The organism is Paenibacillus sp. Dod16, from assembly GCF_049893405.1.
GTDB lineage: Bacteria > Bacillota > Bacilli > Paenibacillales > Paenibacillaceae > Paenibacillus_AQ.
Genome location: NZ_JBNDYG010000011.1, coordinates 1 through 18,546, shown reverse-complemented (window position 1 = coordinate 18,546; position 18,546 = coordinate 1). Strand labels below are relative to the sequence as shown.

The 18,546-nt window shown below is 51.3% G+C and carries 10 protein-coding genes and 1 riboswitch; all 10 genes read left to right on the top strand.

Translation table 11 applies throughout. The features are described 5' to 3' along the window. The first annotated feature begins 78 nt into the window (after window positions 1-78). The 10 genes from ACPV3A_RS10830 (at window position 79) to ACPV3A_RS10785 (ending at window position 17,975) form a co-directional block, all read left to right on the top strand. Window positions 79-1,782: an extracellular solute-binding protein gene (locus ACPV3A_RS10830; RefSeq protein ID WP_145040907.1), complete on the top strand. Its 1,704-nt coding sequence runs from the start codon at window positions 79-81 to the stop codon at window positions 1,780-1,782. A gap of 86 nt (window positions 1,783-1,868) precedes the next feature. Beyond that, window positions 1,869-2,828: an ABC transporter permease gene (locus tag ACPV3A_RS10825; protein WP_426199514.1), complete on the top strand. Its 960-nt coding sequence runs from the start codon at window positions 1,869-1,871 to the stop codon at window positions 2,826-2,828. Continuing rightward, on the top strand, window positions 2,828-3,787 hold the full coding sequence (locus tag ACPV3A_RS10820) for a carbohydrate ABC transporter permease (protein WP_007127858.1): 960 nt from the start codon (window positions 2,828-2,830) through the stop codon (window positions 3,785-3,787). The genes ACPV3A_RS10825 and ACPV3A_RS10820 overlap by 1 nt, the downstream gene beginning before the upstream one ends. 57 nt (window positions 3,788-3,844) lie before the next feature. Then, window positions 3,845-8,287 carry an endo-1,4-beta-xylanase gene (locus ACPV3A_RS10815; protein WP_426199511.1) on the top strand — a complete coding sequence of 1,481 codons (4,443 nt, stop codon included), beginning with the start codon at window positions 3,845-3,847 and terminating at the stop codon, window positions 8,285-8,287. Between the two features lie 276 nt (window positions 8,288-8,563). Then, window positions 8,564-9,571, top strand: coding sequence for an AAA family ATPase (locus ACPV3A_RS10810; RefSeq protein ID WP_426199509.1), 1,008 nt, complete (start codon window positions 8,564-8,566; stop codon window positions 9,569-9,571). Beyond that, on the top strand, window positions 9,568-10,866 hold the full coding sequence (locus ACPV3A_RS10805) for a DUF58 domain-containing protein (protein WP_426199508.1): 1,299 nt from the start codon (window positions 9,568-9,570) through the stop codon (window positions 10,864-10,866). The genes ACPV3A_RS10810 and ACPV3A_RS10805 overlap by 4 nt, the downstream gene beginning before the upstream one ends. Continuing rightward, window positions 10,838-13,162: a transglutaminase domain-containing protein gene (locus ACPV3A_RS10800; protein ID WP_426199506.1), complete on the top strand. Its 2,325-nt coding sequence runs from the start codon at window positions 10,838-10,840 to the stop codon at window positions 13,160-13,162. Before ACPV3A_RS10805 ends, ACPV3A_RS10800 begins: the two co-directional genes overlap by 29 nt. A 78-nt stretch (window positions 13,163-13,240) precedes the next feature. Then, window positions 13,241-14,779 carry a glutamine-hydrolyzing GMP synthase gene (guaA, locus tag ACPV3A_RS10795; protein ID WP_113059352.1) on the top strand — a complete coding sequence of 513 codons (1,539 nt, stop codon included), beginning with the start codon at window positions 13,241-13,243 and terminating at the stop codon, window positions 14,777-14,779. A gap of 228 nt (window positions 14,780-15,007) precedes the next feature. Continuing rightward, the gene (locus tag ACPV3A_RS10790) at window positions 15,008-15,946 is read left to right on the top strand and encodes an NADP-dependent oxidoreductase (protein WP_220686543.1); all 939 of its coding nucleotides are present in this window, start codon (window positions 15,008-15,010) and stop codon (window positions 15,944-15,946) included. A 345-nt stretch (window positions 15,947-16,291) separates the two neighbouring features. Next, window positions 16,292-16,390: riboswitch (purine riboswitch) on the top strand. A 214-nt stretch (window positions 16,391-16,604) separates the two neighbouring features. After that, window positions 16,605-17,975 carry an NCS2 family permease gene (locus ACPV3A_RS10785; protein WP_071220837.1) on the top strand — a complete coding sequence of 457 codons (1,371 nt, stop codon included), beginning with the start codon at window positions 16,605-16,607 and terminating at the stop codon, window positions 17,973-17,975. The last annotated feature ends 571 nt before the right edge of the window (window positions 17,976-18,546 follow it).

Below are 18,546 nucleotides of genomic sequence, written 5' to 3'. Positions count from 1 at the left end.
CGCTTTTAAAATAAAGGAAGGTTACATGAAGAGGCGTATCGACCAACGATGTAACCACATTATGACGGAGGTGCTTTTATGGGGGGGAAGACAAAATCATGGCTTCGGCTCAGCACGGTGTTGCTGTTGTCGCTTTGCATCGTGCTTACGGGCTGCGGGGGCGGAAACGGGAATAGCGGGGCCCAGCCGGAAGCAAAGGACTCCGCAGAACAAACAACACCCGGGACGGACGGGGATAAGATCGAACCATTTGAGGTGAGTGTTTTTATCGGTCAGCCCGACCAGCAACCAACGCCTGACAACAAGATTTATAAATTAATCAGGGAAAAGACAGGAGCATCCTTCAAATTCGAGTTCCTGGCAGGCGATATTGACCAGAAGCTCGGCGTTATGATTGCAGGCGGCGATTATCCGGACATGATGACAGCGAATCAAAAGCTGACAGCTGCCGGTGCCTTTATCCCGCTCGAGGATTTGATTGAAGAACATGCGCCAAACTTGAAGAAGCATTATGAGAAGTACTGGAACATGATGAAAGACCCGAATGACGGTCATATTTACAATCTTCCAAACTACGGTGTAACGAATGCTGATGTTACCTCGTCTTATTATTCGGGCCCAGCCTTCTGGATTCAGAAGGACGTATTGGCAGAGGCAGGATATCCAGAGGTTAAAACCTTGGATCAATATTTTGACATCATTAAACAATACAAGGAAAAGCATCCGACCATTGACGGTACCCCGACGATTGGCTTTGAAATTCTGAACTATGACTGGAAAAACTGGGGCCTGTTCAATGCTCCTCAGCATTTGATCGGTCATCCGAATGACGGCGGTGTAGTTGTTAAAGACGGCAAGGCGGAAATTTTTGCCGATAAGGACTATGCCAAACGTTATTATAAAAAGCTGAACGAAATGAATGCCCTGGGTATCATCGATAAGGAAACGTTCACCCAGAACTTTGACCAGTATATGGCGAAAATCTCCAGCGGTGCAGTTCTTGGCATGTTTGACCAGCACTGGAACTTCCAAAGCGCAGAGGACGCGCTGATTACCCAGAAGAAAGATGAAAGAACGTATGTCGGTCTTCCGCTTGTATTTGATGAAAGTATCAAGGATCATTACAAAGATCGTCCGGCTCTGAACCTCAACAACGGTTTCGGGATCACGGTCAACGCATCCGAAGAGCAGGCAATCAGAATTATCAAATTGTTGGATACGCTGATTCAAGAAGATTGGCAAAAAATCTTGTCCTGGGGGATCGAAGGGGAAGATTACATTGTCAAGGACGGCCGCTTCATGAAAACGCAAGAGCAGCGCGATCTGTTTACCGATGCAACCTGGAAGCTCGCGAATAAAGCCGATTCTTTCCACGGTCAAGCACCAAAAATGGAAGGTTTATTCTCGGACGGCAACGCTACGGACGGCGCTGCACAGCCTGAAGAAATGGTAGCCGCTTTGAGAGAGTATGACAAGAACTTCCTTGCCCAATACGGTTTCAACAGCTATGTTGACTTCTTCAGTCCAGCTCCTGAGAACGAGATTGCTTACCCGGCATGGTCGGTCGACCTGGTAGACGGATCTGAGGCGAAAATCGTGAATACGAAGCAAAATGAGTTGTCCACGAAGTACTTGCCAAAAGCCATTCTTGCTAAACCGGAAGAATTCGACAGCGTCTGGGATGAGTACGTCACTGATATCCGCAAGCTCAACATCAAGGCTTATGAGGATCGGATTAATGAAGTGCTGCAATGGAGAAGAGACACTTGGTCTGTTAAGTAAAGCAGCGGAAGGTACATGAATCGGAAACGGGAAGGCTTCTTGCCTTCCTTGTTTACGAAATATGGGGTTTTGGGGAGAACAAACTTATGGAAGAGACCGTAGTCAAAGACTCTGCCGTCCGCAAGCCTAAGACAAACAAGAAAATCACCTGGGCCGTCCTCAAAGAACAGAGACAGTTGATCTATATGTCGGTGCCTCTAATGGCTTACATCATCTTGTTTGCCTACGTTCCTATTTGGGGATGGACCATGGCTTTCCAGGACTACAAGCCGGCTAGAGACTTTAGTGAACAGAAGTGGGTAGGCTTTAAACATTTTGAATTTCTTTTTAAGGATGAAAGTTTCCTGCAAGTGCTTCGCAATACGCTCGCAATGAGTGTTATCAATATGATTCTCGGCTTTACGACTGCAATTATCCTTGCATTGTTACTGAATGAAATCCGGAAAGTATTTTGGAAAAGAACCGTACAGACGATCTCCTATCTTCCGCACTTTCTATCCTGGATCATCGTAACCGGGATTGTGGCGACGAGCTTGGCTTCGGACGGAATCATCAATGATGTCCTTATGAAGCTGCATCTCATCAAGGAGCCGATCCAATGGCTCAGTGAAGGCAAATACTTCTGGGGAATCGTCGGAGCGTCGCATGTTTGGAAAGAAGTCGGCTGGAATACGATTATATATTTGGCTGCGATGGCATCCATCGACCCGGCGCTTTATGAGGCTGCCGATATGGACGGGGCAAGCCGCTATCGGAAAATGTTCCATGTTACTTTGCCGGGCATTAAGCCAACGATCATTATTCTGTTGATCATGCAGGTCGGTCACATTCTGGAAGCAGGCTTCGAGGTTCAATACTTGCTGGGCAACGGTCTTGTTGTCGACTGGTCGCAAACGATTGACATTTTCGTGCTGAAGTACGGGCTTGCCCAAGGCAATTACTCATTAGCAACGGCTGCCGGTATATTTAAAACGGTCGTTAGTGTGACGCTGTTATTGATTGCAAACGGAGTCGCGAAACGGCTAGGGGAAGAGAGGCTGCTATAATGGCAAATCAAACAATCAGCCCTGGGCCAGCAACTGCTGCCGCAGCGCCTAAATCCGTCAGAAAAAAAAGAGTAGAGCCGATCCTTTTTAATACATTCAATACCTTGTTTATGATTGGTCTTGTCGTTGTCACATTATATCCGTTTCTGAACACGATCGTCGTTTCCCTGAATGCGGGGAATGATACGATCCGGGGCGGAATCTATCTCTGGCCGAGGGAATTTACCTGGCAGAACTACAAGGCGGTATTTGCTTCGGGAACGATATATGACGCGTTCTGGATTTCTGTGGCACGAACGGTGCTTTCAACGCTGCTGAATCTGGTCTTGACCACGATGCTGGCGTATACGCTGAGCCGTCGGGAATATGTATTCCGCAAGCCGATTACATTGATCTTTATTCTGACGATGTACTTTAACGCAGGCTTGATTCCTGGATATTTTCTGATGAAGGACTTGCACCTGCTGAATTCGTTCTGGGTATATGTGATCCCGTCGATGATCAGCGCATTCAATATGATCGTTATCCGGACGTATATCGGAACGATTCCGGAAAGCTTGGTCGAATCGGCAAGAATTGACGGAGCCGGAGATTTTAAAATCTTCATCCGGATCATCTTCCCGCTTTGTAAGCCGGTGTTGGCAACCATTGCGCTGTTCGTGGCCGTGGGGGCTTGGAACTCCTGGTTCGATGCATTCATCTATACCTCCTCCCGCCAAGAGCTGAGCACTTTGCAGTATGAGCTGATGAAGCTGCTGTCATCCAGTATGAACGCGAACAGCAACCCGGCAGTGGCTGCAGGAGCCGGGATGACGCAGGACGCTGCGGTGAACATGGTAACGCCGATTTCGATTCGCGCTGCCGTAACGGTCGTGGCATCGGTTCCGATTCTGCTGGTTTATCCGTTCATGCAGAAATATTTCGTAGTCGGATTGAACGTGGGCAGCGTCAAGGAATAATCCAGGTTTCGCTATATGACAGACCATAAATGCAACCAATGAGGAGGCAAGCATTTCGTGTCTAAGAGAACAATCATTAGGAGGATCAGCCTGATGCTGATCGCGTCCCTGCTGCTCATTCCGCCCAGCCGGAGTGCGGCGGCAGTTGAACCGGTCCAAACGTCCGCTGATCAGAATCTTGTGATTCATCATCATTTTGATGGAGGGACGGAAGGGTGGTTTAAGCGGGGGACGGAGACGGTGACCTCCGCTACCTATGCTTATGAAGGGACAGGGAGCTTGTTGACGGAGGGAAGGACGGCGAATTGGAACGGACCGGGATTTGATCTATCCGCCACGAACCGGCTGGACAAAGGAGCTACCTATGAAATTTCCGCATATGTCCATTTGAAGGAGGACACCCAAGGGACTCAGCAGCTTCAGCTTGCCATGCAGCAAACCGGAGCCGAGCCGGAATATGTGAACTTCAGCAGTCCGGTCGATGTAACTGCCGACGGGTGGGTAGAGGTGAAGGGCCATTATAAATACGATGCTAACGCTTCAGCCTTGCAGGTATATCTGCAGAGTCCAAGCAGTGCGGACGCCGCTTATTATATGGACGAATTCAAGGTCCGGTTGATTGAGCAGGCACCAGACCCGGGTATTGAGATACCGGGGGGAAAGAATACGGTCGTATGGGATTTTGAAGACGGAACGACGATGGATTGGGGACCACGCGATTCGGAGACCGTAGAAGCTGTCCCAGAAGCAGCCCATAGCGGCGGCTACGGCTTAAAGGTCCATGAGCGGGCGAACAGTTGGAACGGACCCAGCCAAGACGTTAAAGACATCATGGTGAGCCAAAAAACGTATACGATCTCAGCCTATGCGAGGCTTGAGCAGGCACCTGCCGCTCCGGTCAAAATATCCCTTTCGATGGAGAACAAAGCAGCGGGCGCAGCAGAAACGTCCTATACAACCGTTGCCTCAGCCTCCGCGAGCGGCACGGAGTGGGTGGAGCTGAAAGGAACCTTTGGCTTCACTTCGGATATGGAAACATTGAAGCTGTATATGGAAACCTCGGATCTTTCCAATTTCTATGTCGATGACATTAAGCTCGCACTGCCGGGCTCGATTCAGACGGATATTCCCGCGCTGAAGGATGTGTATGCGGATTATTTCGAGATCGGGGCAGCCGTGGAGCCCAAGCATCTGTCCGGCGTGCACAAGGAGCTTCTGGATTACCATTACAACTCGCTTGTTGCCGAGAACGTGATGAAGCCGGAATCTCTCAGTCCGAGAGAGGGAACCTATAACTTTACCAACGCGGATCTCATCAGGGATTATGCCAGGGATCATGGCATGAACCTCCGGTTCCATACGCTGCTGTGGCATCAGCAAGGCGCCGAATGGATGCTGAAGGATGATCAGGGCCAATATCTCGAAGCCACGCCGGAGAATAAAGCGCTCGTCCTTCAGAGACTGGAAGCTTATATCCATGAGGTGGCCGGCCGCTACAAGGGAGATGCCCGCGATTGGGACGTCGTGAATGAGGTCATTGACGAAGGGCGTCCGGACGGCATGCGGGACAGCCAGTGGTACCGGATAACGGGACTCGACTATATCCGGACCGCCTTTCATGCGGCGCGTGACGCTGCCGGCCCCGAGGCCAAGCTCTACATCAACGATTACAGCACGCACAACCCGAAGAAACGCGATTATCTGCTGAATCTTGTAAAACAGCTGAAGGCGGAAGGCGTTCCAATCGATGGCGTGGGCCATCAAACGCACATCAATATCAGTGGGCCGTCCATCCAGCAAATCTCGGATTCCATCCGGATGTTCGGCGAGGCCGGCTTTGATAATCAGCTTACCGAGCTGGACGTTTCGGTGTACACGAACAATACCGACACCTACCAGACCGTTCCCCAGGAATTGCTAGATAAGCAAGGCTATCGGTACAAAGAGCTGTTTGAAGAATTGAAGCGGCTGGATCAAATGGGCGCCGATGCAGGCGTGGAAGGGGGCTGGATCAGCAATGTCACCCTTTGGGGGATCGCAGACGACCATACCTGGCTGCATGACCGTCCCGCGGGTACGGGACGACAGGATGCCCCGTTTCCTTTTGACAAGCAGTATCAGGCCAAGCCAGCCTATTGGGGGATGGTCGATCCTTCCAGGCTAACGATAGTAAGAAAGACCGGAATGGCCGTGGAGGGGAAGGCGGTTATTGACGGACAACCGGATTTTGCCTGGAATCTGGTTCCGGCATTTAAGACGGAGCAGCTTGGCTCGCTATCTGCCGAATTTAAGACGCTATGGGACAGGGACCATGTCTACGTCAAGGTTGACGTGTCGGACGGCTCGATATCTCCGGGAGATCAGGCCGAAATATTCGCTGTAGTGAACGGTGCTGTGCAAAAAGCCGAGATTCAGCGTGGAGCCGCCAATACGGTCGAGACCGCTGCAGGTTACGCAGGGGAAGCCCTCCTCCAGTTAAACGGAGCAGGAGCGCTGGGCGGCGAGATTTATTTCGATGTCCGAGTAACGGATTCCGGCTCGGATGACGGCTCCGAGCATGGCAAGAACGGAGCGGTGGTGTCCTGGAGCGATCCAAGGCATGCCCAGGACAGCGATCAGGAGGGACTCGGCATTCTAACGCTCTCCGCTGCGCCGAAATCGGCCCAGGCCGGCTATGGCACCCCAACGGTAGACGGCGAACTCGACGGCGTCTGGAAGGATGCCGGGGAACTGGCAACCGACGTGTGGGTCGAGGGAAACAGCGGCGCGACCGCCACATTCCGGACGCTATGGGATGAGGATCACCTGTACGTTTATGCCATTATTAGCGACAGCTTGTTATCGGATGCGAGTCCCAACGTATGGGAGCAGGATTCGGTAGAGATTTTTGTGGATCAGAATAATGGAAAGACGGATGTTTACCAAGAAGATGATGGACAGTACCGGATGAACTTCAACAATGCGCGTTCCTTCGGCGGTCATGCGGGCGAGGATAATTTCGCATCCGCTGCGAAGGTTATCGAGGGCGGATATGTCGTTGAAACAGCGATCCGCCTGGATAAGATCAAACCTGAGAAAGGGACGGTGATCGGGTTCGATTTTCAGGTGAACAACGATGAAGACGGCCAAGGTACAAGAGACAGTGTGGCTATATGGTCGGATCCGACCGGCCAATCCTATCAGAACACGACCCGATTCGGCGTGCTGGAATTTACGAAGAGCTCCGCTCCCGGCGGAGGAAATGGAGACGGCGGAGAACATAGTGGGGGCGGTAACGACGGTAACGGTGGAAGCGGCGGAACTGCGGGCGGTGGCGGAAACAGTCCGAGTCCAGCTCCAAGTACGTCTTCACTCGAAATCCGGAACCATGACGGGCGGATTATAGTTGGAGTCTCGAGCCGAGTGCTTCAGCAGGCAATGGAAAAGGCAGTGGCTGGAACTACCGGAACGAAGCGGGCGCTTGTTAACGTTCCGGCGCAGAAAGGAGCCCAGTCCTATGACATTCTGCTGCCGGGTAAGTGGCTGCTGGAGAATCCGCAGGCCGTTCTCCTAGTCCAAACGGAGTTCGGTACGCTGGAAATGCCAAGCGTGTTGATTCAGGGGACCGGTGTAACGGATACGGAAACCGTAACGCTGCGTCTGGAGAAATCGTCGGGCGGCAATCTGGATGCGGCCCTTCGCGAGAAGATCGGCGATCGTCCGGTGTTCCGGGCAGAGGTTCTTGCTGGCGAGCGGGCTTTGTCCTGGCAACAGGGCAGGCATCGTCTCATCTGGTCGGTGCCTTATTCCCCCACCGAGGAAGAGCTTGCACGACCGAATCATATCATGGTTTGGCATATCGACTCTAACGGACGCGGGGTTCCGCTTTCCAGCAGCCGGTATAACTCCGCAGATGGGATCGTTCGTGCTGCGCTGCCGCATGGCGGCACGTTTGCAGTCGCCTCCGCATTCAAGACGTTTCATGACCTGAAGCATGTGCCGTGGGCGATCGATGCAATCGAAACGATGGCATCTCGCGGGATCATTCAAGGTGAGACCGAAACAAGTTTCAATCCGTTGAACCCGATTACTCGAGCCGAATTCCTCGTTATGCTCGTACGCGCGTTGGAGCTGGAAGGCTCGGGAGAAGGCCGGGCAGCGTTCGGAGATGTTTTGCCTTCGGCATATTATTACGAAGACGTGCAGATCGCCGCAGAGCTTGGGCTCGTTCAAGGTGTCGGAGGAAACCGTTTCTTGCCGGACACGCCAATGAAACGCCAGGACATGATGGTAACGACGCAGCGTGCTCTGGAGGCAGCCGGCAAGAAGCTGGAAGGACAGGGGTCACTGGATTCTTTTGCTGATGGGGATCAGGTCGCCGAGTATGCTAAATCGAGTGCAGCAGCGCTTGCAGGTTCGGACATCGTGAACGGAATGAACGGCAAAATCGAGCCGAAGGCATACTTTACGCGTGCTCAGGCGGCTGTGATCCTTGACCGGATTTGGAATTGGAATGATTAAGGCTGTGAATCGTTAATACGATGATCGGACTTGAACGATGAAAGCCTGAATGAAAATTATGAATGAGTTTGGAGGCCAGCCGTGAGTAACGGGCTGGCCTTTTTTGTGTAGATGCCGATTAGGCCAGGCGGACCGTACGCTATAAATCATGCAAGACAGGCCAATGCTTTTCTAGTAAATAACGTCTATCTTCTTGCTTTCTTGGAAAACCTATTCATAGATTCAAGATTCCAAGTTACCGCTATCTAATAATCTATGAATATAGGTTGGGGGTTGATGTTCTTGTTTAGTTCATCCGTTCATGCTGAAGAAGAGAACCACCCGGAGTGGGCACCCGAGCTTCTGGGGAGGGTTACCAAACGGATCGGGAGTGTCATTGTCGGACATGAGGAGCAAATCTCGTTAACGATGATTGCCTTGCTGGCCGGAGGACATGTGCTGCTGGAGGATGTGCCGGGAGTCGGGAAGACCATGCTGGTGAAGTCGGTGGCCGCTTTAATCGGCTGCGATTTCAGCCGCATTCAGTTTACGTATGATTTGATGCCAGGGGATATTACAGGGGCGTCGGTCTATTATCCGCATACGGGAGAATTCGTATTCAGGCCAGGACCCGTGATGTCCAATATTGTGTTGGCCGATGAGATCAACCGGGCATCGCCGCGGGCGCAATCCGCGCTGCTGGAGGCGATGGAAGAGGGGCGCGTCACCGTGGACGGCCATACGTATCCGCTGCCTGCCCCGTTCTTCCTGCTGGCAACGCAAAATCCGTACGAATATGAAGGCACAAGCCGCCTGCCGGAGGCGCAGCTGGACCGCTTTTTGATGAGATTATCGCTGGGTTATCCCAATATGGAAGGTGAATTGGAACTGCTGGAGCGGGGGATGGGCAGTTCCAGACTGGACGATCTGAAGCCCCTCATGATGGGATCCGAACTCATACGAATGCAGCAGATGGTTTCCCGTGTATTTGTGGATGACACCATAAAACGTTATATGGTCAGTGTGGCCGATGCATCCCGAAAACAGCAGGGAGTGTCCTTAGGGATTAGTCCGAGAGGGACATTGGCGTGGCTCCGCGCTTCACAGGCGGCCGCCTTTTTGACAGGACGAATGTATGTCATCCCTGATGACTGCCTGCGCGTTGCCGTTCCTGTCCTCACCCACCGGCTTCATCTGTCTCATGAGGCACGCGCTGCCGGCATAACTCCTTATGAAATGGTGGAGTCCATCATTACGAGGTTTGATCTGCCGCGCCAGCGAAGCCGGAAGGGGAATCCGTCATGAAACGCCGTCTGCTGGAATGGTCGAGAGGAGTGGCCATCTGGTCCGTTTCTTTGGGGCTTTATGTTTGGTTAGGCGGGGAATCGCTGCGGCTTGTATGGTGGGCAAGCACGATTCTATTGCTTGGCGGAGCTTTGACGAGTTTGCTGGGCCCAACACGAATCACCATTTCGCATACAAGCTCCCCTTCATGCTTACAAGCGGGAGATTCTGCTCAGATGACGGTTCAAGTAACCTATCGTTCTTTTCTACCCGTGCCGTGGCTTATCATAACCGACCGGATCGGCATCAGGGAATACCGTAAGCTGCTGTTCCCCGGCATGAAGCGAAGGCTCGAGTATACCTACAGACTGAACCAGGTTCCCCGTGGAGTCTGGTCTTCGATCTATAGCGAGGTGGAATGGGGCGATATGTTCGGCTGGTTCAGAACAAGCCGGAGCGTGCAAAGCGATACTGGCGGCATAATTGTGCTGCCAAGACCCGCCGAGTGGCCAGAGGCCCAAGTGCCCATGCATGGAAGCGATATGGACTTCGAAGATGAACGGGTACGCTTCCATGTTTGGAATGAAATGAGAGGATCGGGCGTGCGCGACTATGTTCCCGGTGATCCCATGAACCGGATTCATTGGAAGAATTCCGCGAAGCTGGGACGCCTGCAATCCTTCATGCCGCATGAGGGATATGGATCAAGGCAGGGGGTTGTGCTGGATACATCGCTCCAAGGGTATGCAGGTCTTGGCTCCTTGAAACCGGAGGATGCATTTGAAGACGCGGTATCTGCGGCAGCAGGATTGGTATCCCGGCTCATCCGCTACAAAGTTCCCTATCAACTATATATCGATGGGGCTGGGATAGAGGATCGGCGAAACGAATACAAGGACGTGTTCAAGGGGCAGCAGAACACGTTAGTTCCGTTTGCCTCCGTTCAGCTAACCGGGAACGATCCTGTACGGGACCGAAGCTTCGTGAAGTCTCTTTCTCCCTCGCAAAAGAATAAGGATTGGGCGATTATTACGGGCGTTTTTCATGAGGGAGCGGCTGTCGCAGCAATCCACCTGCTGAATGAGGGCAGCAGAAAGGTTACCATCTTCTGTACGCAAAGTGTAAAGCGTTTGAAATCGGCTGGTAACTCAGGCTTAGAGGTGAGTGCATTAGAGAATCAGGCGTTGCCTGAGTGGGCACGGGAGTTTTTCAGCAAAGGCGGAAGGCTGGTTTACTTGCATGAAAAGCGGACAGAGAGGAAGCCAACGAAGATAGGAGGTGCCGACCATGAGCGGACCGGGAAGCTCGCCCGTTAGGGATGAAGGCCATCGGAAGGCCGGAATATCCGGAGCCTGGAGTGTACCCTCTATTTTCGTCTCCCGATTGACGCACGGAACGCTTCTTCATCGTATATTGATTACGCTGCCGGTTATGGGACTGCTGTCAGAGTGGCTATTGCCGCTTCGGGATGCAGGTGACATGGGCAGCCATCTTATGCTGCAAACCCTATTCATCTGGGCTTTATTCTTGCTGCTCCAAGGATTGTTTACGCTGCGGGGCTGGGTATGGCTGCCGCTGAACGCCGTTCTGGTGGTCTGGCTGTGTGCCCGGTTGTTTGAATATAGCCATCCGCTGGCATGGCTGTCCGATTATGCTTCGGAGACACTTCCGGGTGACGTTTCGGCATTCGGAAATGCGTGGGAGTTTACTGCCTTAAGCCAGGAGACGAGAACGATCATTCTGCTTGTCGGCTGGGCTATCATGGTATCCGCGGTCCATATGCTGGCTTTGTATCGCCGAACCGTGTGGCTGTTTGGCGGTTCGACGCTGGTTTATTTGGCGGTGCTGGAATCTGCCATGGAAGAAAGCATCTATGGCGATATGCTGCGTGCTGTGCTGTACATTTTGCTGGCCCAGGGCATGATGCTGATCCTAAAGCTGAAGCAGGAAACCGTGGAGGGAACCTCTTTTGAATTGGACATCCCTGAGCCCGTTCGATCCGGCCGCTTGTCCGGGCTGCCTGTGCTTCGCTGGAGTCTGGTGGTGCTGCTTGCTTCCGGTCTGATCGCCGGTATTACCCGAGTGGGGGGAGTTATTAGCGAGCCGTCGGCAGGCGTGGGATTAACGGTATCCGAAATGGCGGCACGTCTGACGGGATGGGGAGACCTTGACTGGGGAAACAGGGAACCGTCGATTCCTGCCTCCCAGGTTGCCGGATACGCTTCCCAGGGAAAAGATTTGGGAGGTCCGTTAACGCTGAGTGATGCGTTGTATTTTACCGCGCAGTCGCCTGAACCGACTTATTGGCGAGGAGACACGTATAACCGGTATGATGGACGGAGGTGGGAGGTGGATCCTTCCATCCGCAAGCCCGTTAAGCTGTCCGAGGACCTGAGCGGCATCCTGCCCTATTGGGAGCGTCCTTCCGGAGACAAGCTCGTCCAGACACTGACTTTTGAACAAGATACTCCGATCCAATCCGTGCTGTCCGGAGGCATTATTACCAGCGTAAAGGAGATCCATTTCTCCAAAGAGAGAGGTACACCGAGGCTCGCCGTTGACAGGCTGTCCGAAACGGTATCCTTGCAGGGCGAGAGGGCGGTATCCGGTTATACCATAGAAACTTTATATAGTCAGCCTGAGGAGCAATCGCTCCGCAGTGCGACCAATAACGATCCCGAATATATGAAGGAAATGTACCTGCAGCTTCCCGAGCAGCTGCCCCTCAGGGTGAGGGATTTAGCAAGGGAGATCACATTGGACGCTGAGAACAGGTATGAAAAGGCGAAAGCTATCGAATCCTATTTGGAGCAGAACTATACCTATTCACTGCAAACATCCGTGCCTCCGGAAGGCAGGGATTTTACCGATTATTTTTTATTTGATACGAAGGAAGGATACTGCGTTCATTTTGCTACGACGATGACCGTGCTGCTTCGATCCGAAGGTATCCCGGCGCGCTACGTGACCGGATTTGCACCGGGTGAGCCGGTGGCAGGTACGGTAGACCGTTATGAGGTAGCCCAAAAGAATGCGCATGCATGGGTTGAGGTTTTTTTCCCGGGACAAGGCTGGGTGCTGTTCGATCCGACCCCGGGCTTTAGCATCGAGCAGATGTCCACGCCTCCACTGGTTGGTGATTCCGGTTCTGCCGGGCTTAAGTACTGGAACAGCCTGTGGAACTCCATGATTTACGGAGCCGTTAAAGTACTCTTTCTGATAACCGCCATCGGTCCTGTTATGTTTGGGGCTGCGCTACTATTGGTTCTTCCCATCCTTGTGGCGGTTGTTTATCAAATTCCGACCGTGCGCCAAAGTTTGGCCTTTCTGAGGATGGCCAGAACGATAGCGGTAAGCGGGCGGGAGGGACTCGTATCGATCTCGGTATGGGTTTGGGACAAGCTCCAGCGAAGGTTTGGAGATTTGGAAAAAGGGCAGACCATGCGTCAATACGTCAATGCTTTGTCGATTGCCGATGCCGAATTCAGGGCGGAGCTGGAGCAGTTTGCGCAGCGCTGGGAGCGGGCGGCATACGATGACGAACCGTGGTCCCGTACCGAAAAAGTCCTCTTTTTACGCCAATGTATTCGAATTGTCAAAAAACTGGCATGAAAACAAAAGCCCCTCTTTCTTGACGGTATGAATTAGGGTTGCGTATAATTAATTTCATTAATCAAGGGAGGCCCGGTAATGAATAAGCCTAATGAAATCATCGTCGTTTTAGACTTCGGTGGACAGTACAACCAACTTATAGCACGACGCATTCGCGATCTCGGCGTTTATAGTGAGCTTCTGCCATACAACACGTCCGCTCAGAAAATTAAAGAACTTTCCCCGCGCGGCATTGTTTTCTCAGGAGGTCCTTCCAGCGTGTATTCCGAGAATGCACCGCATGTGGACCCCGCCATTTATGATCTGGGACTGCCGATCTTCGGCATTTGCTACGGCATGCAGCTGATGGCTCAACAGCTGGACGGAAAAGTAGAACGTGCTTCGAAACGTGAATACGGCAAAGCCGAATTGGAGTTTGCACCGAACTCAACGCTTGTAAAAGGGATTGAGCAAAAACAAACGGTATGGATGAGTCATGGTGATCACGTGGTATCGCTGCCTTCCGGCTTTAAGCTGGATGCAGGAACGGAATCCGCACCGATCGCCGCGATGAGTAACGAGGATAAGAAGCTGTACGCCGTGCAGTTCCACCCGGAAGTTCGTCACTCCGTCCATGGTAATGAAATGATCAAGAATTTCTTGTACGAAGTGTGCGGATGCGAAGGCAACTGGAGCATGGAGACTTTTATTGAGGACCAGGTTCGTGAAATCCGTGAAGTCGTTGGCGAGCAAAAAGTGCTGTGCGCGCTGAGCGGCGGCGTGGATTCCTCCGTTGTGGCCATGCTGATTCACAAGGCAATCGGCGATCAGCTGACATGCATGTTCATCGATCATGGACTGCTGCGCAAGGGCGAAGCTGAGAGCGTTATGGAAACCTTCGTCGGCAAGTTTGATATGAAGGTCGTTAAGATTGACGCTCAGGAACGCTTCATGTCCAAGCTGAAAGGCGTAGACGATCCGGAGAAAAAACGGAAAATCATCGGCAACGAGTTCATCTACGTATTCGATGAGGAGTCCAGCAAGTTTGATGATTTTGCATTCTTGGCTCAAGGCACGCTGTATACCGATATCGTTGAGAGCGGTACGGACACGGCGCATACGATCAAATCCCACCACAATGTCGGCGGGCTGCCAGAAGACATGAAATTCACGCTGATTGAGCCATTGAAAGCTCTCTTTAAGGATGAGGTTCGTAAAGTCGGCGAGGAGTTGGGCTTGCCGGATGAGATCGTTCACCGTCAGCCTTTCCCTGGCCCAGGTCTTGCGATCCGCGTACTGGGTGAAGTAACGGAGGACAAGCTGCAAATCGTTCGTGATTCCGACTACATCCTGCGTGAAGAGATCGCGAAGGCGGGATTGGATCGCGAGATCTGGCAGTATTTCACGGCGCTTCCGAACATGAAGAGTGTCGGCGTCATGGGTGATGCACGTACGTATTCCTACACCGTAGGTATCCGTGCCGTAACCTCCATCGACGGCATGACAGCGGACTGGGCGCGTATCCCATGGGATGTGCTGGAGAAAATCTCCGTCCGTATCGTGAACGAAGTCGAGAACGTCAACCGTATCGTGTATGACGTGACTTCCAAACCGCCAGCAACGATCGAGTGGGAATAGTTTTTATACAGCTGTACTAAACCCCAAAACCTTCAAATCCACACCTGTGGAATTGAAGGTTTTTTGCTTATACGACCAAAACCGTTCTCCTCTGGACGGGTAAATGCCATTGGTTTTATTGCATGCATCTTTTGTGAATTAAGATAAATAATACGTTAGGGTGCAAAAGTCAGGTGCGAGCGTTAAGGGAGGTTGAACCAAGACCTAAACCTGTGAGGAGGAAAAAGAATGAAGGCTATCGTCATTGATCGTTATGGGGGCAAGGAAGAACTACAGGAAAGAGAAGTGCCTACCCCTTCACCGCAAGCGCATCAGGTCTTAGTTAAGGTGGCCGCCACCTCGATAAATCCAATAGACTGGAAGCTCCGTGAGGGCTATTTAAAACAAATGATGGATTGGGAGTTTCCGATTATTTTGGGTTGGGATGTGGCCGGGACGATTTCGGAAATTGGGGACGAGGTAACGGATTGGAAGATGGGAGACGAAGTGTTTGCCCGTCCGGAAACGACCCGTTTTGGCACATATGCCGAATATACTTTGGTGGATGATCACCTGCTGGCGCGTAAGCCTGCTGCTATCTCATGGGAGGAAGCCGCATCCGTTCCGCTCGCAGGACTGACGGCTTGGCAGGCGCTGTTTACACATGGTGAACTGACCCATGGAGAGAAGGTATTGATTCACGCAGGCGCGGGTGGCGTTGGCATGTTCGCAATCCAGTTTGCCAAACAAGCGGGCGCCTATGTGATTACGACAGCCAGTGAGCGTAATCATGAGCTGTTGGCTTCACTCGGAGCTGATCAGATGATTGACTATCGCACGACCCCTTTTGAAGATGTTTTATCGGATGTGGATGTCGTGTTCGATACGATGGGCGGTGACGTTCAGAAGAACAGCTTTAAAGTGCTGAAGAAACATACCGGGCGAATCATATCCATTGTCAGCGATTTTGATGAAGAGCTGGTAAGACAATACGACGTAACCGCCAAAAATATATGGCTGGATCCCAATGGTCAGCAGCTTCAGGAAATAGCAGCCCTGTTGGAGCAAAAAAAAGTAAGATCCGTAGTGGGAGCTATGTTTCCTTTTTCGCAAAAAGGGCTCTACGATGCCCACGCATTAAGTGAGACCCACCATGCTGTCGGTAAAATAGCCATAAGTTTCTCCTAAGGAGCACAGTGATCCCTGTTTATTCTGCGTGTGGAAACCATCCGGTTTGGATCGCGTCTGCTGCCATCGAGTGAAATGAGAGGGCTAGGTGGGGAGCGTAAGGACAGCTAAGATTTAAAAATTGAAAACGAATGGACCTCGCGAGCGGATTTGAGGGGTCATGTGCACATTGTCCCCTGTTATGGGGGTGTATTTTGTCGTAAGTAGTTCGGTTGTCCTAGAATGAATAGGTTGTGGAATATCAAATCCCGAACGTTTCTTTAAATTGACAAGCACAATATTCGTTTTTGTTATTGACAAGGTTGGGCTTCTCGTCCTAGAATATGTGTAGAAACTGACATGACAACTACAAATAACGAGCTTTTTCGTATAATCCCGGGAATGGGCCCGGGAGTCTCTACAGGTCACCGTAATGATCTCGCTACGAAAAGAAGAGCGGCAATATAATGATGCGGACTCGTCCAGCATTCGAGATATCGGCCTGCAAGATGGAGCAGCGTTCCATTAAGCAGCAGCCGGTTATTCGATAAGGATGCTGCCCTGCAGCATGCGAATGATTGTTTTGCGGCTCTTTTTTCAAGCGACGGCCCTGGGGATTTATCCTTAGGGTCTTTTTTGTATGTTGCCGGTCATTAATTTTAAGGGGGATATCTCTACAATGGAGCGTTTCTTTAAACTAAAGGAACACGGAACAAATGTAAGAACCGAGATTATCGCAGGCTTGACGACCTTTATGACCATGGCTTACATCCTGCTGGTCAACAATCTGTTCCTGGGACCTGATGGCGCAGGTATTCCGCAGGAAGGCGTATTTTTCGCTACTGCAGTAGGTGCCGGTCTTGTGACGATGGCCATGGGCTTCTTCGTTAACATTCCGGTTGCGTTGGCACCAGGTATGGGTTTGAACGCGTATTTCATGACGGTGGTATTAAGCTCGAACGGTGCGATTACTTGGCAGGCCGCACTCGGTGCAGTATTCATCTCCGGTATTGTCTTCATCATTCTCACGGTAACCAAAGTCCGCCAAATGCTGTTGACTGCAGTTCCGAACAACTTAAAGATTGCCATTACGGTCGGTATCGGCTTGTTCATTACCATCGTAGGTCTTAAGCTGGGCAACATTGTGACGGCTTCCATTAACCCGGGAACGGATATTACTCATCCGGTACCTGGCGGTGCCTTCAATCTTGGCCTTGGGAATTTCGTTGAGAACAAGGATACGCTGCTTGCGATCATCGGGCTGTTCCTGATCGCCATCCTGATGGTCCTGAAACTGAAAGGCGCTCTGCTTATTGGTATCGTGCTCACGACGCTGATTGGCATTCCGATGGGAGTAACCGATCTGTCAGGTCTGAGCACTGCAAGCTGGATTCCTTCATTTGATAATCTGGCTGTCGGACAGATGGACTTGAAGGGCGCGCTTGGCATTGGTCTTATCGAAGTTATTTTCATCTTTACATTCGTTGAACTATTCGATACGTTCGGTACATTGGTTGGTACCGCAGGTCGTGCGGGACTCCTCAAGAACAAAGAGGAAGGCGAGAAGAAGCTTGGTAAAGCGATGCTCGTGGATGCCGGCGGCGTAAGCGCAGGCGCATTCCTTGGAACAAGTACAATCACAGCTTTCGTGGAAAGTACTTCGGGTGTCGCCGAGGGTGGACGTACAGGCTTGACCGCTGTTACTACGGGCGTACTCTTTATATTGGCATTGTTCTTGGCTCCGATTGCTCTGGTTGTTCCTTCGGCTGCTACCGCGCCGGCACTCGTAATTGTCGGTGTGCTGATGATGAGTCAGGTTCGGGATATCGAGTGGGATGATTTCATGCAGGCATTCCCGGCATTCTTGACCATCATCCTGATGCCTTTCACTGGCGGTATCGCTAACGGCATCTCTGCTGGTATCATTGCTTATGTCATCCTTGCGGTATTCGGCAAGTTGATCGGACGCACAGATACTAAGGTGCATTGGCTGATGTGGATCTTGTTTGTGATCATCCTGATCCGATACGCTTTCCTCGGTGCCGAGTAATTTCGGAATACTACTATATAAATGAATAAATAGAGCGAAGGCTTCGGGTATCTATCCGGAGCCTTCGCTTTTTATATCTGCCAATGTAGGTATGGGTAATTGCTAAGATAACAGGATGTTGGGGAAGCTAGGGTTAAGTTAGTCATATTAGTATAGAAAGGTTTTGTCACCGAGTAGACGTGTCATCAAGAGCATTATATTAATAGAAAGCATTCTATGAAAAAAACTTTTCGAAAAAGACTTGCATTCTTGATCTGCACATGGTATATTATATTTCCGGCCAAGAAATACGGTCGAAACAAACGCTTGAGACAACAAGCCAAAATGAATTTGAAAAATTAAATTCAAAAAAAACTTGCAATGATCGAGCGGATGTGATAAGATATAAGAGTTGCTGGCGCGAACGAGATTCGCCGGCGACGAAGAAGTTGATCTTTGAAAACTGAACAACGAGTGAGTAAAACGAACCACTTTGGTGGGACGTTGAAATAGAGAATTGAACAAATTCTCGTCAGTTAAGAAATGAGCAAGTCAAACATAGGATGGAACACCTCATCACCTTCGGGTATGA

Coding starts and splice junctions, on each gene's coding strand:
- ACPV3A_RS10830 (WP_145040907.1), top strand. CDS start 79: ATGGGGGGGAAGACAAAATCATGGCTTCGGCTCAGCACGGTGTTGCTG.
- ACPV3A_RS10825 (WP_426199514.1), top strand. CDS start 1,869: ATGGAAGAGACCGTAGTCAAAGACTCTGCCGTCCGCAAGCCTAAGACA.
- ACPV3A_RS10820 (WP_007127858.1), top strand. CDS start 2,828: ATGGCAAATCAAACAATCAGCCCTGGGCCAGCAACTGCTGCCGCAGCG.
- ACPV3A_RS10810 (WP_426199509.1), top strand. CDS start 8,564: ATGTTCTTGTTTAGTTCATCCGTTCATGCTGAAGAAGAGAACCACCCG.
- ACPV3A_RS10805 (WP_426199508.1), top strand. CDS start 9,568: ATGAAACGCCGTCTGCTGGAATGGTCGAGAGGAGTGGCCATCTGGTCC.
- ACPV3A_RS10800 (WP_426199506.1), top strand. CDS start 10,838: ATGAGCGGACCGGGAAGCTCGCCCGTTAGGGATGAAGGCCATCGGAAG.
- guaA (WP_113059352.1), top strand. CDS start 13,241: ATGAATAAGCCTAATGAAATCATCGTCGTTTTAGACTTCGGTGGACAG.
- ACPV3A_RS10790 (WP_220686543.1), top strand. CDS start 15,008: ATGAAGGCTATCGTCATTGATCGTTATGGGGGCAAGGAAGAACTACAG.
- ACPV3A_RS10785 (WP_071220837.1), top strand. CDS start 16,605: ATGGAGCGTTTCTTTAAACTAAAGGAACACGGAACAAATGTAAGAACC.